At 61.7% G+C, this 14,334-nt stretch carries 16 protein-coding genes; 13 read left to right on the forward strand and 3 right to left on the reverse strand.

Annotated features, from left to right (window positions below; genetic code table 11):
* The first annotated feature begins 102 nt into the window (after nt 1–102).
* The 7 genes from ASD64_RS17445 to ASD64_RS17475 all read left to right on the forward strand — a co-directional run bounded on the left by ASD64_RS17445 (nt 103) and on the right by ASD64_RS17475 (nt 6,111).
* Nucleotides 103–1,884: an acetolactate synthase 3 large subunit gene (locus ASD64_RS17445; RefSeq protein ID WP_082550033.1), complete on the forward strand. Its 1,782-nt coding sequence runs from the start codon at nt 103–105 to the stop codon at nt 1,882–1,884.
* A 77-nt stretch (nt 1,885–1,961) separates the two neighbouring features.
* Complete coding sequence (gene ilvN, locus ASD64_RS17450; RefSeq protein WP_056107534.1) at nt 1,962–2,534, forward strand: acetolactate synthase small subunit; 573 nt, start codon at nt 1,962–1,964, stop codon at nt 2,532–2,534.
* A 119-nt stretch (nt 2,535–2,653) separates the two neighbouring features.
* Entirely contained in the window at nt 2,654–3,250 is a 597-nt protein-coding gene (locus ASD64_RS17455; RefSeq protein WP_056107538.1) for a LysE family translocator, read from the forward strand.
* 47 nt (nt 3,251–3,297) lie between these two features.
* Nucleotides 3,298–3,918 (forward strand): nitrile hydratase subunit alpha, encoded by a 621-nt coding sequence (nthA, locus tag ASD64_RS17460; RefSeq protein WP_056107541.1) that lies wholly within the window; start codon nt 3,298–3,300, stop codon nt 3,916–3,918.
* Nucleotides 3,915–4,574, forward strand: coding sequence for a nitrile hydratase subunit beta (gene nthB / locus ASD64_RS17465; protein WP_056107544.1), 660 nt, complete (start codon nt 3,915–3,917; stop codon nt 4,572–4,574). Before nthA ends, nthB begins: the two co-directional genes overlap by 4 nt.
* Nucleotides 4,561–4,947, forward strand: a complete 387-nt coding sequence (locus ASD64_RS17470) for a nitrile hydratase accessory protein (protein WP_056107549.1) — start codon at nt 4,561–4,563, stop codon at nt 4,945–4,947. The genes nthB and ASD64_RS17470 overlap by 14 nt, the downstream gene beginning before the upstream one ends.
* 36 nt (nt 4,948–4,983) lie before the next feature.
* A complete protein-coding gene (locus ASD64_RS17475) occupies nt 4,984–6,111 on the forward strand; it encodes an ATP-dependent DNA helicase (protein WP_056107552.1) in 1,128 nt (375 codons plus the stop codon).
* A gap of 45 nt (nt 6,112–6,156) precedes the next feature.
* On the opposite strand, the gene ASD64_RS17480 is transcribed toward ASD64_RS17475, so the two are convergent.
* On the reverse strand, nt 6,157–6,699 hold the full coding sequence (locus ASD64_RS17480) for a hypothetical protein (protein ID WP_056107555.1): 543 nt from the start codon (nt 6,697–6,699) through the stop codon (nt 6,157–6,159).
* A gap of 178 nt (nt 6,700–6,877) precedes the next feature.
* On the reverse strand, nt 6,878–7,276 hold the full coding sequence (locus tag ASD64_RS17485; protein WP_056107559.1) for an STAS/SEC14 domain-containing protein: 399 nt from the start codon (nt 7,274–7,276) through the stop codon (nt 6,878–6,880).
* Nucleotides 7,277–7,401: 125 nt separating this feature from the next.
* Between ASD64_RS17485 and ASD64_RS17490 the strand changes: the two genes are divergently transcribed.
* The 5 genes from ASD64_RS17490 (at nt 7,402) to ASD64_RS17510 (ending at nt 12,567) form a co-directional block, all read left to right on the forward strand.
* Entirely contained in the window at nt 7,402–8,142 is a 741-nt protein-coding gene (locus ASD64_RS17490) for a pyridoxine 5'-phosphate synthase (protein ID WP_056107660.1), read from the forward strand.
* Nucleotides 8,143–8,230: 88 nt separating this feature from the next.
* Nucleotides 8,231–10,144, forward strand: a complete 1,914-nt coding sequence (locus ASD64_RS17495) for a potassium transporter Kup (protein WP_056107665.1) — start codon at nt 8,231–8,233, stop codon at nt 10,142–10,144.
* Between the two features lie 172 nt (nt 10,145–10,316).
* Nucleotides 10,317–10,958 carry a TetR/AcrR family transcriptional regulator gene (locus ASD64_RS17500; RefSeq protein ID WP_056107562.1) on the forward strand — a complete coding sequence of 214 codons (642 nt, stop codon included), beginning with the start codon at nt 10,317–10,319 and terminating at the stop codon, nt 10,956–10,958.
* Between the two features lie 35 nt (nt 10,959–10,993).
* Nucleotides 10,994–12,013, forward strand: a complete 1,020-nt coding sequence (gene ilvC / locus ASD64_RS17505; protein WP_056107565.1) for a ketol-acid reductoisomerase — start codon at nt 10,994–10,996, stop codon at nt 12,011–12,013.
* A gap of 260 nt (nt 12,014–12,273) precedes the next feature.
* Complete coding sequence (locus ASD64_RS17510; protein WP_056107568.1) at nt 12,274–12,567, forward strand: PilZ domain-containing protein; 294 nt, start codon at nt 12,274–12,276, stop codon at nt 12,565–12,567.
* A 42-nt stretch (nt 12,568–12,609) separates the two neighbouring features.
* Here the strand turns inward: ASD64_RS17510 and ASD64_RS17515 are convergent, their stop codons facing one another.
* The gene (locus tag ASD64_RS17515) at nt 12,610–13,074 is read right to left on the reverse strand and encodes a BA14K family protein (protein WP_156460203.1); all 465 of its coding nucleotides are present in this window, start codon (nt 13,072–13,074) and stop codon (nt 12,610–12,612) included.
* A gap of 144 nt (nt 13,075–13,218) precedes the next feature.
* On the opposite strand from ASD64_RS17515, the gene ASD64_RS17520 reads away from it, so the two are divergent.
* Complete coding sequence (locus ASD64_RS17520) at nt 13,219–14,331, forward strand: endonuclease/exonuclease/phosphatase family protein (RefSeq protein WP_056107574.1); 1,113 nt, start codon at nt 13,219–13,221, stop codon at nt 14,329–14,331.
* Nucleotides 14,332–14,334 lie beyond the last annotated feature (3 nt).

A 14,334-nucleotide genomic window follows, 5' to 3' on the forward strand; every position in this document is an offset into this window, starting at 1 on the left:
GCGCAAGACACAGGCTCCCTCGGGGGCCTTTTTTATTATCCGAAACAGGACTAAACGACCAGAAATCGCCTCGCGGAAGCGAAACAGGACGGGACGGAACCGATGAGCAACGGACAGAACGAACGGCGCGAAATGACAGGCGCCGAGATGGTGGTGCAGGCGCTGAAGGACAATGGCGTCAAGCACATTTTCGGCTATCCGGGCGGCGCCGTGCTTCCGATCTATGACGAGTTGTTCCAGCAGGACGATGTCGAGCATATTCTCGTGCGCCATGAACAGGGGGCAGGGCACGCCGCCGAAGGCTATGCACGCTCGACGGGCAAGGCGGGCGTGATGCTGGTGACGTCCGGTCCCGGCGCCACCAACGCGGTGACGCCGCTGCAGGACGCGCTGATGGATTCCATTCCGCTGGTGTGCCTCACCGGCCAGGTGCCGACCTCGCTGATCGGCTCCGATGGTTTCCAGGAGTGCGATACGGTCGGCATCACGCGGCCCTGCACCAAGCACAACTGGCTGGTGAAGGACGTCAACGACCTTGCCAGGACGATCCACGAGGCCTTTCATGTTGCGACGACCGGCCGTCCGGGTCCGGTGGTTGTCGATATCCCGAAGGACGTGCAGTTCGCCAAGGGCATCTATGTGTCGCCGCAGACGGCGCCGCGCACCAGTTACAAACCCAAGCTCCAGGGCGATCTCGACAAGATCAAGGCCGCGGTGGAACTGATGGCCGGGGCGAAGAAGCCGATCCTCTATACCGGCGGCGGCATCATCAATTCCGGGCCTGAGGCAAGCCACCTGCTGCGCGAACTTGTCGATCTCACCGGGTTCCCCATCACTTCGACGCTGATGGGGCTGGGGTCTTATCCGGCCTCCGGCAAGAACTGGCTCGGCATGCTCGGCATGCACGGCACCTACGAGGCCAACATGGCCATGCACGACTGCGACGTGATGGTGTGCATCGGCGCGCGTTTCGACGACCGTATCACCGGCCGGCTGAACGCGTTCTCGCCCAATTCCAGGAAGATTCACATCGATGTCGATCCTTCGTCGATCAACAAGAACGTGCGCGTCGATATCGGCATCCTTGGCGATTGCGGACGCGTGCTGGAAGACATGGTCAGGCTGTGGCGGGCGACCGCCAAGGCCGACAAGAAGGCGCTTTATCCGTGGTGGGAGCAGATCGCGCGCTGGCGGGCACGGGATTCGCTGGCCTACAAGCCCAATCCTGACGTGATCATGCCGCAATACGCCATCGAGCGGCTCTATGAACTGACCAAGAACATGGACACCTACATCACCACTGAGGTCGGCCAGCACCAGATGTGGGCGGCGCAGCACTTCCACTTCGACAAGCCGAACCGCTGGATGACTTCGGGCGGCCTGGGCACGATGGGCTACGGCCTGCCGGCAGCACTCGGCGTCCAGATCGCGCATCGCGATGCGCTGGTCATCGACATTGCCGGCGACGCCTCGGTGCAGATGACGATCCAGGAGATGTCGGCTGCGGTACAGTACCAGGCGCCGATCAAGATATTCATCTTGAACAACCAGTACATGGGCATGGTGCGCCAGTGGCAGCAGCTTTTGCATGGCAACCGGCTGTCGCATTCCTATACCGAGGCGATGCCCGACTTCGTCAAACTGGCGGAAGCCTATGGCGGTCACGGTATTCGCTGCGACAAGCCGGACGAACTGGACGATGCGATCAAGGAAATGATCTCGGTGAACAAGCCGGTGATCTTCGACTGCCGTGTGGCCACGTTGGCCAACTGCTTCCCGATGATCCCATCCGGCAAGGCGCACAACGAAATGCTTCTTCCCGACGAGGCGACCGACGAGGCCGTGGCCAATGCTATTGACGCAAAGGGCCGCGAACTCGTCTAAACGTCATCGAAGCGTGGCCGGCGGAAGCTGTGCGGAAACAGTGATTTAGCTCAAGAACTCCAGATAGAGATTCAAATATGAACGCGCAGCTTCAGCCGACCGGATCGGCCTACTTCATCGCCAAGGAAACCGAAAAGCCGGAGAACCACACGCTTTCGGTGCTGGTCGACAACGAGCCGGGCGTGCTGGCCCGCGTCATCGGGCTGTTTTCCGGGCGCGGCTACAACATCGAGAGCCTGACGGTTTCGGAAACCGAGCATGAGCAGAAGCTGTCGCGCATCACCATCGTGACGACCGGCACCCCGCACGTGCTGGAGCAGATCAAGCATCAACTCGAGCGCATCGTGCCGGTTCACCGCGTGGTCGATCTCACCGTGCGGGCGCAGGAACTCGGCCAGGAGCGGCCGCTGGAGCGGGAACTGGCCCTGATCAAGGTTGCGGGAACGGGCACGGAGCGCGTCGAGGCACTGCGCCTTGCCGACGCTTTCCACGCCCATGTGGTCGATGCCAACACCGAGCATTTCATCTTCCAGATCACTGGCAAGGGGTCCAAGATCGACCAGTTCATCTCGATCATGCGACCGCTCGGCCTGGTCGAAATCTGCCGGACCGGCGTGGCCGCGATGAACCGCGGCCAGCAGGGCATGTAGTAGCCAAGCTTTCCGATTTTCTCGGATATTTCACTTGCTTGATCTGTCAATGGCGGCAAGTGGCTGCTCCGCAACCCCAAGAAATAGACAGTATTGCTGACCTGAATTGAGGCGCGCTCATGCCCTTCGACACGCTGCTTGCCCTGCTTGCCTACGCGTTCGTGACCTCGATCACGCCAGGTCCGAACAACCTCATGCTTTTGACGTCGGGGGTGAATTTCGGGTTTACCCGCACCGTTCCGCATATGCTGGGCATAGGCATCGGCTTCGTCGTGTTGTTGTTGGCGGTGGGGCTGGGCCTGGGTGCGGTGCTGTTGGCGTTTCCGGCACTGCACACCATTTTGAAGGTCGCCGGTTGCGCCTATCTGCTCCATCTCGCCTGGAAGATCGCCATGTCGCGTTCGATCGAGGGCAAGGGCGAGGCGAAATCGAGGCCGATGACATTCCTGGAGGCTGCGGCCTTCCAGTGGGTGAACCCGAAAGCCTGGGTGATGGCGGTCACGGCGATGGCTGTCTACACCGATCCGGCCGCGCCGCTCTGGTCCATGGTGGTGATCAGCCTGGTGTTTGGCATCGTCAATCTGCCCAGTGTTTCGACCTGGGCGGGATTCGGCATGGCATTGCGCGGGTTCCTTGCCGATCCCGGGCGCCTGAAATGGTTCAATATCGCGATGGGTGTCCTGCTGGCGGCGACGCTGTGGCCGATGATCAGGTAGCTGTTGGCACGCTTGCCGATTGCTGTGCGCAGGCATAGGCTCCGCCCATGTCTCATAATCACGATCACGACCACCATCATCACGACAATGAACTCGATCCTTTTGCCGCGCGAGTGCGGGCGCTGGAAACGATCCTGACGCAGAAGGGGCTGATCGATCCGGCGGCGATCGACGCCATCGTCGATACCTACGAAACGAAGGTCGGGCCCCGCAACGGTGCCAAGGTGGTGGCCAAGGCGTGGAGCGATCCCGCTTACGCCGACTGGCTGAAGCGCGACGCCACGGCGGCAATCGCCTCGCTCGGTTTCATCGGGCGTCAAGGCGAGCACATGCAGGCGGTGTTCAATACGCCCGACACCCACAACATGGTCGTGTGCACATTGTGTTCCTGCTATCCGTGGCCGGTGCTTGGGCTGCCGCCTGTCTGGTACAAGGCGCCACCCTACCGCAGCCGCGCCGTCATCGATCCGCGCGGCGTGCTGGCGGAATTCGGCGTGACTCTATCTGCCGACATGAAGGTAAGGGTGTGGGATTCCACGGCGGAACTGCGCTATCTCGTCGTGCCGATGCGGCCCGAAGGTGCGGATGGTCTCGGCGAGGACCAGCTTGCCGAACTTGTCACGCGCGATTCGATGATCGGCACCGGGCTGGCAAGGCAACCCGCATGAACGGACCGCAGGACCTGGGCGGGCAGATGGGTTTCGGGCCGGTCGCGCCCGAGAAGGATGAGCCGATTTTCCATGCCGATTGGGAAAAGCGGGCGCTTGGCGTCACGCTTGCCACCGGCGCATTCGGCGCGTGGAACATCGACGAGAGCCGGCATGCGCGGGAGACGCTTACGCCTGCCGAATACTACACGTCGAGCTACTACCAGATCTGGATCAAGGGCCTGGAGACGCTTTTGCAGCGGCACGGCTTCGTCAGTTCAGCCGATCTTGCCGCGGGCAAGGCGGTCGATCCGGCGGCCAAGCCGAAGCGCGTTTTGATGGCAGCGGATGTGGCGGCGGCGCTGGCCAGAGGCGGGCCATGCGACCGGCCGATGGAAACGCCGGCGCGCTTCAAGGCAGGCGACCGTGTGCGCACCAAGAACTTCAACCCCACAGGGCACACAAGGCTGCCGCGTTATGCGCGGGCAAAGCAGGGGGTGATAGAGGCGGTGCGAGAAGGCTATGTGTTTCCGGACAGCAACGCCCACCACAAGGGCGAGAATCCGCAGTGGCTTTATACCGTCGTTTTCGACGGTGCGGAAATCTGGGGAGAGGGGGCAGATCCGACTCTGACCGTCTCGATCGATGCCTGGGAGAGCTATCTTGAACCGGCGTGAGGATGGCGGCGACAGCGGCGTTGCCCCTGAGGCAAAGGTCTTCGGCGAGCCTTGGCAGGCGCAGGCTTTTGCCATGACCGTTGCGGTGCACGAGCGTGGCCTGTTTTCCTGGGGCGAATGGGCCGAGGCCCTGTCGTCCGAGGTCAAGAAGCCGGGTGCTGCCGCTGACGGCCATGACTATTATGAGCATTGGCTGGCGGCGCTGGAAAAGCTGCTCGCCGGCAAGGGACTGGCGGCGAGGCAGGATGTCGACGCCTTTGCCGCAGCCTGGGAGCGCGCCGCGCACGCGACGCCGCACGGCAAGCCGATCCTGCTGGAGAACGATCCACAAACCAGGGGCATGGCCGCGGACCGAACGCTAAGCGCGACGTAACTTGCCTTTCGGCCCCGAATCCTGTCTCACCATTGCATGGAATTCTCTCCTCAACAGGATGACGCGCTGAAGGCCGTCGCCAAGTGGCTGAAGGCCGGGAAGCCGCAGCTTTTCCGCCTGTTCGGCTATGCCGGCACCGGCAAGACGACGCTGGCGCGCTATTTTGCCGAGCATGTCGATGGACAGGTGCAGTTCGCGGCCTTCACCGGCAAGGCTGCGCAGGTGCTGCGCTCGAAGGGCGCGCTGAATGCCCGTACCATTCATTCGCTGATTTACAGGCCACGCGGCGAAGAGGCCGTCGAGGACGAGACGACCGGCAAGACCTCGATGTCGCCGACGTTTTCACTCAACCGGCAAAGCCCGATCTCGAAGGCGGCACTGGTCATCATCGACGAATGTTCGATGGTGGACGAGCAACTGGGCCGCGACCTGATGAGCTTCGGCACGCCGATCCTGGTGCTTGGCGATCCGGGACAGTTGCCGCCGATTTCCGGGGGAGGGTTCTTCACCGACCACGAGCCTGACTTCCTGCTCACCGAGATCCACCGGCAGGCGCGCGACAACCCGATCATCCGGCTGGCGCTCGACGTGCGGGAGGGCCGCGAGTTCATGCATGGCGACTACGGCACCGCAAAGGTGATCGGAAAGGAAGGCGTGACCCAGGAACTGGTCTTGAAGGCAGACCAGGTTTTGGTCGGCACCAACCGCACGCGGCGGCGCTACAACCATCGCCTGCGCGAACTCAAAGGGTTCACGGCGGACTATCCGCAAGCCGGCGACAAACTGGTATGCCTGCGCAACGATCCGGCCAAGGGCCTGCTCAATGGCTCGCTGTGGAAGGTGATGACCTCGTCACGCGAAACGGTGAAGCCAGGCATCAACCTGCTTGTGTCGCCCGAAGAAGACGATCCAGACCGGGGCGTCGCCAAGATCAAGCTGCTGAAGGCCGCGTTCGAGGAAACGGAAGCCGAAATTCCGTGGCAGCAGAAGAAGCGCTTCGACGATTTCGACTATGGCTATGCCCTGACGGTGCACAAGGCGCAGGGTTCGCAGTGGAACGATGTCGTCTTGTTCGACGAAAGCTGGGCCTTCAAGGACACGCGCCAGCGCTGGCTCTATACGGCGATCACGCGCGCGGCGGAGCGGCTGACCATCGTGCGATAGTCCAGCGCCGGCTCGACCGGCGCTGGCAGAAAAGAATCCCGCCGGCTATTCGACCGGGATCATCAAGTGCGCATAGGGCGTGCCGTGCCACATGACATAGGGTTGTTTCGTGTCCGGCTTGGGCTCAGTCGGATAGCCCTGCATGAGATCCATGGCATTGACGATCATGACATGCGGGCCGGTCTCGATCCAGTTGTTGCCCTCATCAGGCTTCATCGCATAAGGGTCGGTGTTGCTGCCGTCAGTTCCACCCGACAGCATATACATGAAGCCGACCTTGCCCTTCGGCGGATCCTTCTTGCCGATCCATGCCATTGCCCATTCCATCGAGTTGGCGTCACCGCACATCGGGTCGGGACCTGGTGTCGTGGCATTGTCGGGCATGCACCAGAAGCCGTTCTTGCCCTCTCGTAACGTGCGCATCGTACCGTCTGCCTCCATCGCATAGATGGAGGCGCCTGCGCCGACCGCGGCTGGTGCAGCGGCCTCGGCGCTCTTAATCATGGCAGCATCATCCGCGCTTGCTCCAGTCAACGCAGACAGGCTGCCTGCCGCCAATATGGCGACAGTCATCAAAAGCCGTTTCATGGCTGTCCTCCCGAGCTACGTGCTTGATATCCGGCCTGCGGGACATTGGGCCACACCGACCGGCAGGCGAAGTTTATGCCTGCAGTGCGCCATCCGACAGTGTTTCGGTCCAGGGTAGCCTACCGAATATGGATTATCCCGGGGCAGCCAATAGACCGAAAGGAGTACGGACCACTCGTTACGCCAGCGGCTGCGCACCCAGCCATTTCCACGCGGCTGCCTCGTCCGCAGCGGCAAAGTGCTTCAATTCGACGGGTAGGGAGGGGGTAAAGAGGCCCTGCACATCGGCTATCCAGTTCGGTTCACCGACACTTGCGCAGCGCCCGACATGCTCGGTCGCCTCGGCCTTGCCCTTTTCGACGGTTTCGGAAGCGATATGCGTCCACTCGACGCCTTCGTAGTCCGCCAGCCGAACAAAGACGTCAATCCTGGGGTGTAGCGCATAGGCAGCCTCAAGAAGGCCGAACAGGTTCTCGGCATCGGCAGGGGTGAGCATACCAACGATATCGACGGCAAGCAGGTCGCTTCGTGTCGTCTCGATGCGGCGAATTGCCGGAACGCTCTCGAGGAAACTCATGATCGATCCTTGTTTGACCCCGCCCCTTTGATGAGGCCGTGCCCGTTTACTGGAACACATGAAATGGCTGTCTGTTCCCGCCAAAGGCAGTATAGATGCGCTGCGCAAACAAGCCGGAGACGGGAATGCCTGCAAAATTGTCGGTCAACCTGAACGCCATCGCCATGCTTCGCAACCGGCGTGACCTGCCGTGGCCGAGCGTCGTTGGACTTGGCCGTATCGCGCTTGCCGCAGGCGCGCATGGATTGACGGTGCATCCGCGACCCGACCAAAGGCACACGCGCGATTCGGATCTGCCCGAGATCCGTGCCCTTATCGATGACGAATTCCCTGAAGCGGAGTTCAACATCGAGGGCTATCCGACCGAGGATTTCCTCCAACTCGTCGAAAAGCACCAACCCGAACAGGTCACGCTGGTGCCGGACGATCCTTCGCAAGCTACTTCCGATCATGGCTGGAACTTTGTCGAACAGGCAGCGTTTCTGAAACCGATTGTAATGCGCCTTAAAAAGGGGGGATTTCGTGTCTCGCTGTTCTCCGATGCCGACCCCGCCGGGGTGGGGGCGGCGCACGATACGGGCACCGACCGCATCGAACTGTACACAGGCCCCTACGCAAGTTCGTATGCAGATTCCGCAAAGGTGGCGAAAGAACTGGAAAGATTAGGCAAAACGGCTGAGGCCGCATTCGAATACGGGCTTGCCGTCAATGCAGGACATGACCTTGTGGTGGCCAATCTGCCCGCCCTCATCAAGCGCATTCCGCAGCTTTCGGAAGTGTCCATCGGCCATGGCTTGACGGCCGATGCACTGGAGTATGGCATGGCCGGAACGACTCGGCGCTTCCTGAAAGCCTGCGGCTGGTAGATGATCGCTCCGCACCACGGGCAGGCCAGGTACTTGATATTGCGTTGCAGCAAGGGTAGAGCACCGCGCGCTGATCGGAGTGTCGTCCATGGCCTTTACCAACACTGGTAGGGAGGCAGAACCCGTCGAACAATCCACTCAACCCGAGCCTGAAAAGCAAAGCACCGGGGTTTTGATGGTGGGCGCGCTCGGCGTGGTCTATGGCGACATAGGCACCAGCCCGATCTATGCCTTTCGCGAGGCGCTGCACGCCTCGGGTCCGACCTTCATCCGCGAGGATGTGCTGGGCGTGCTTTCGCTCATCGTATGGGCGCTGACCATTATCGTAACGATCAAATACGTCGCATTCGTGCTGCGTGCCGACAACAACGGCGAGGGCGGCACGCTCTCCCTGATGGCCCTTGCCCGTAGCGCCTATCCGGCGGGGTCAAAATGGATTCTCGGCGTCGGGCTGTGCGGCGCAGCGCTGTTTTTCGGCGATTCGGTCATCACGCCGGCCATCTCGGTGCTTTCGGCGGTGGAAGGCCTAGAGGTGGTGACGCCGGCCTTCGATCCTTACGTCGTGCCCATCACGCTGGTTATCCTGGCGCTGCTTTTTTCGGTTCAGCGCTTCGGCAGCGGACGCGTTGCCGTGGTTTTCGGCCCCATCATGGCTTTCTGGTTCCTGGCCCTGGGCGTCGCCGGACTGCTGCACATATGGGACGATCCCAGCGTGCTGTTTGCGATCAACCCCTATCATGCGCTGCTTTATCTGTTTGCGGAACCGGATGTGGCCTTCATCACCGTCGGCGCGGTTTTCCTGGCGGTGACCGGCGCCGAAGCGCTCTATGTCGATCTCGGTCACTTCGGTCGCCGGCCAATCGTGCTGACCTGGTTTTCGATCGTGTTCCCGTGCCTGCTGCTCAACTATTTCGGGCAGGGCGCCTACGTGCTGGCGCGCGGGACCGTGCCTGACAAGCCGTTCTTCGAGATGTTACCGGAATGGGGGCTTGCGCCAATGGTTGCCTTGGCCACCGCAGCAACCGTCATCGCCAGCCAGGCGGTCATTTCCGGGGCTTTTTCACTGACCCGGCAGGCGGTGCAACTCAACCTGTTGCCGCGCATCGAGGTGCAGCACACCTCTGAAATGCAACTCGGCCAGATCTACATGCCGCGCGTCAATTTCGTCATCGCCATTTCGGTCATGCTGCTCGTCGTCGGTTTCGGCGATTCCAGTTCGCTGGCGTCCGCCTACGGTATTTCGGTCACCGGTGAAATGCTGATGACGACCTTCCTTCTGTTTGTCGTGATGCGCTCGATGTGGAAATGGCGGTTTGGCGCCGCACTGGCGCTTGCGCTGTTGTTCGGCATCATCGATGCCGGTTTCTTCCTGTCCAATGCGTTCAAGGTGGCGGACGGCGGCTGGGTGTCCATCAGCGTTGCCTGCGTCATGGGACTGATCATGGTGACCTGGATCAGGGGCAGCCGCTTCCTGTTCGACAAGACGCGCAAGAACGAAATTCCGCTCGATTTCCTCGCGGGCAACCTGATCAAGAAAAAGCCGCAACTCGTTTCGGGAACGGCTGTGTTCCTGACCAGCGATCCGCTCAGCGCGCCGACCGCGCTGATGCACAGTCTCAAGCACTACAAGGTGCTGCACGAGCAGAACGTGATCCTTTCGGTGGTGACCGCTCCGCGGCCAAGGGTGCCCGACAGCGAGCGGGTGAAGATGGAAACCATCAACGACCTGTTCATGCGCGTGACGCTGACCTTCGGTTATATGGAACAGCCCAATATTCCGCGGGCGCTGGCCTCCTGCCGCAAGCAAGGCTGGAAATTCGACATCATGACCACGTCGTTCTTCCTGTCGCGCCGTTCGCTGAAAGCTTCGCCGAATTCCGGCATGCCACGCTGGCAGGACCGGCTGTTCATCGGCCTGGCGCGTTCCGCCGCCGACGCGACGGAATATTTCCAGATCCCGACCGGCAGGGTGGTCGAGATCGGCACGCAAGTGGCGATCTGAACGCCCGCAAAGCCGGCCTGGCGGCGTCGGGTATGTCGCCGCCGGCTGCCACCTGAAGTCTTTCCGCGACTGCCCCGCAATGCCCTCTTGCGTGCAGGATCAGAATGGGGCATAGCCAGAACCGTAACGTACGGTACGGCAATGCAATTGAGCTGGCTCTGGCAGGAAGAGTGTGTTGCAGACAGGCGGAACACTGGATGGCGAAAGGCTGACGGAACGTCAAAAGGACGTGCTGGACACTGCTTTGCGCCTGCTTGTGGAGGACGGGGACAACCTGACCATGGCGGCGGTGGCGCGCAGGGCAAGATGCTCCAAGGAAAGCCTGTACAAGTGGTTCGGCGACCGCGACGGACTTCTCAACGCGACTGTGCGCTGGCAAGCTTCCAAGGTGCGGGTGGTGCCCGTCGACCAGGGCAACATCGATCTCGTTTCACTCACCGAGAGCCTGGAAGGCTATGCGCGCGATTGGCTCAAGGTTATTTCCAGCGACACGTCGATTGCGCTCAATCGCGTTGCCATCAGCCATGCCGGATCGGGCAGGGACAATCTGGGCGCCATTGTGCTGGAGAACGGGCGCTTTGCGCTGGCCACGCGGTTGAAGCCGGTTCTCGATGCGGGCAAGCGCGGCGGCTACCTGGCTTTCGAGGATGCCGAGACGGCGTTCCGGACGTTTTTCGGGCTGGTCGCGCGTGACGTGCAGATTCGTCTTTTGCTGGGCGACTGGCCGGGCCTGACGGAAGCGGCGATCGCCGAAGACGCGGCGCGCGCCACAAAACAGTTTCTCGCTCTCTACGGGGCAAGGAAAGACCAATAGAGCTATTCGGATTCAAAACGGGAAGGACTTCTACAATGCGTGTCTATTACGATCGCGACGCCGATCTCAATCTCATCAAGGGCAAGAAGGTTGCCATCATCGGCTACGGCTCGCAGGGCAGGGCGCATGCGCTCAACCTGAAGGAATCGGGCGTCAAGGACATCGCCATCGGCCTGAAGGCGGGTTCGGCGACGGCCAAGAAGGTTGAAGCCGACGGCCTCAAGGTGATGAGCGTGGCCGAGGTCGCCAAGTGGGCCGACCTGATGATGATGGCGACGCCCGACGAACTGCAGGCCGACATCTACAAGGACGAAATCGCGCCGAACATCCGTGACGGCGCGGCAATCGCCTTCGCGCACGGCCTCAACGTGCATTTCGGCCTGATCGAGCCGAAGGACACGGTCGACGTCGTCATGATCGCGCCGAAGGGCCCCGGCCATACGGTGCGCGGCGAATACCAGAAGGGCGGCGGCGTGCCATGCCTGGTCGCCGTCAACCACGATGCCTCGGGCAATGCGCTCGATCTCGCTCTGTCCTATGCCTGCGGCGTCGGCGGCGGACGATCGGGAATCATCGAGACCAACTTCCGCGAGGAGTGCGAGACCGACCTGTTCGGCGAGCAGGTGGTGCTGTGCGGCGGCCTGGTGGAACTGATCCGCGCCGGGTTCGAGACGCTGGTGGAAGCCGGCTATGCGCCGGAAATGGCCTATTTCGAGTGCCTGCACGAAGTGAAGCTGATCGTCGACCTGATCTATGAGGGCGGCATCGCCAACATGAACTACTCGATCTCAAACACCGCCGAGTGGGGCGAATACGTGTCGGGCCCGCGCATCATCACCGCCGACACCAAGGCCGAGATGAAGCGCGTGCTGAAGGACATCCAGACCGGCAAGTTCACCTCGGAGTGGATGCAGGAGTACCGTGCCGGCATGTCGCGCTTCAAGGGTATCCGCCGCAACAACGACGAACACCAGATCGAGGAGGTCGGTGGCAAGCTGCGCGCCATGATGCCGTGGATTGCCAAGAATCAGTTGGTGGACAAGGCCAAGAACTAAAAAAAATCCGCCTCGGCCCATTGCGCTGGCCATCTGGCGCGGTCTTCTCGGCTTCCGGTGCTTGCGTACTTTTATGTACGCTTCGCTCCGGCTCCTCGAAGCCCATCACCAGCTGACAGCGCGCACCGGGCCGCCATCGGATTTTCAAGCTCGAAGGGCTGGTGGTCTCAGGCTGCCGGCCCTTTTCTTATGTTCCATTCCAGAACAGGCGGGCTGGCACGTTTCTGGCTTGCCAATGGATGGGCCACTGGAAAGGGACGATGGATACAATCAAGGAAAAGTCGATCGAACTGGACGGCGAGGTCTTTGCCGATCGCCGCGCCACTGTGCGCCGGCGGGTGCTGAAGGGTGCGACGCTATCCTTCAACAATGGCTATGGTGCGCTGGAAGGAGTGGTGCGCAACGAATCCGAGCAAGGCGCGCTGTTGCATTTCGGCGAGACGTCGGCAGTGCCGAGCAGGTTCGATCTCGTGGTAAAGGGATCAATGACGCGTGCCGCCCGGGTGAGGTGGCGCGACACGGCGCGTGTCGGTGTCGAATTCATCGCCAACTGACCAAAATGGCGGCGCCGCAAGGGATGCGGCGCCAAGCGATCTCTATCGGTATGGCGACCAGCATTGCCGGCGTGGGCCGTTATACGGCTGGAACGTGTTGTCGTAGGCCCGGTACGAGCGATAGCGGGAATAGCACCAGATCACATGGGCGTTGCCGATACGCTGCGGCTGATAGTACCGCCGCGGTTCGGCATAGTAGCGGTATGCCGGCGCTCCAAGGCCGAAACTGAAATACAGACCCGAACTGCGGTAATGAGGCCTGCGCCAGCGTCGGTCTTCGCGATAATGGCGCCGCCAGTCGCCTTGGCGCATGCGCCACCAGCGCCGGTCCTGATACTGCTCGCGCCAGTCGCCGTCGCGCACAAGCACGATACCGCTCTGGCCGGCTGCCGGCAGGGCGGGCGAGGATACAGGCGCTGGGCCGGCCATTGCCGGAACGGAGAGGCCGGCGACAAGGCACAAGGCGGCCAGCCCGACTTTCATAGGGGAGGAGAGAAGCGGTTTCATCGGACACTCCAAATGAACAAGGCCCCACGCCCGTCACAAGGATCGCATGGCGGCACAATGGCGCTTTGCTCCTGAACGGGAAATGAACGGCAAAGGTTCCGCCGGGCTTGTGTTTGGCGCCGTCAGCAGGCAATTCTCGCACCCATGTCATTGCGCCTTGCCACCTTCAATGTCGAAAACCTGATGAACAGGTTCGATTTCTCCGGTTTCCGCAACCAGCTCAATCAGGACAGGACGCTCGCCCTGTTCGATATCAAGACGGAAGCCGAGTATCGGGTACTGGAGCAGGCGCGGGCCATCGCCCATTCCGACGACACCCGCCAGTTGACGGCGCTTGCCATCGCGGCGACGCGGGCCGACATCATCTGCATGCAGGAGGTCGACAATGTCGAGGCGTTGAAAGCCTTCGAATACGGCTATCTGTTCAAGATGGTGGGGCAGGGCTACCGGCAGAAATACACCACGGCGGGCAATGATTCGCGCGGCATCGACGTGGCACTGATGATGCGAGACGAGACGGCGCACGGCCAGCCGATCGAATTCGTGCGCATGACCAGCCACGCGCACGTCACCTTCGAGCAATTCGGCCTGCACACGCCGGAACTGGCCGCACTTGGCCAGGAGCCGCATGAGCGGATCTTCCGGCGCGACTGCCTGGAGATCGATCTCAAGATCGGCGGTGCGCCGCTGACGCTCTACCTCGTTCATTTCAAGTCGATGGGTTCGCCACGCAATGGCCTCGACGGCCGGGCGGCGACGATGCCGGTTCGCATTGCCGAGGCGCAAGCGGTGCGGCGCATCATCGAGGAGCGCTTCGGCAAGGATCATGCCGCCGACAAGCACTGGGCGATCTGCGGCGACATGAACGACTACCGGCAGCGAACGCTCATCGATGGAGATGCGCACACGGGCTATCGCTTCGACGTGGTGGACGAGAGCCAATCCTGTCTCAACGTGCTGCTCGCCGGGGGATTTTGCGAAAACGTCGTCGAGCGCAGGCCGGAGTTGGACCGGTGGACGCTCTATCACACGCGCGGACCGCAGGAGCGGCATCTGTGCCAACTCGACTATATACTGCTGTCCAAAGGGCTGGCGGCACAGAATGCGTCGTCGGTCCCGGACATTATCCGCAGCGGGCAACCGTTCCGCACGCCTTTCCCGCCGGGGCAGGAAGTCGACCGTTTCCCGCGTGCGGGGTGGGACAGGCCGAAGGCCTCCGATCACTGCCCGGTGGCGGTGACGTTCGACATTATTTGAGTG

Source organism: Mesorhizobium sp. Root157, assembly GCF_001427385.1.
Taxonomy (GTDB): Bacteria; Pseudomonadota; Alphaproteobacteria; order Rhizobiales; family Rhizobiaceae; genus Mesorhizobium.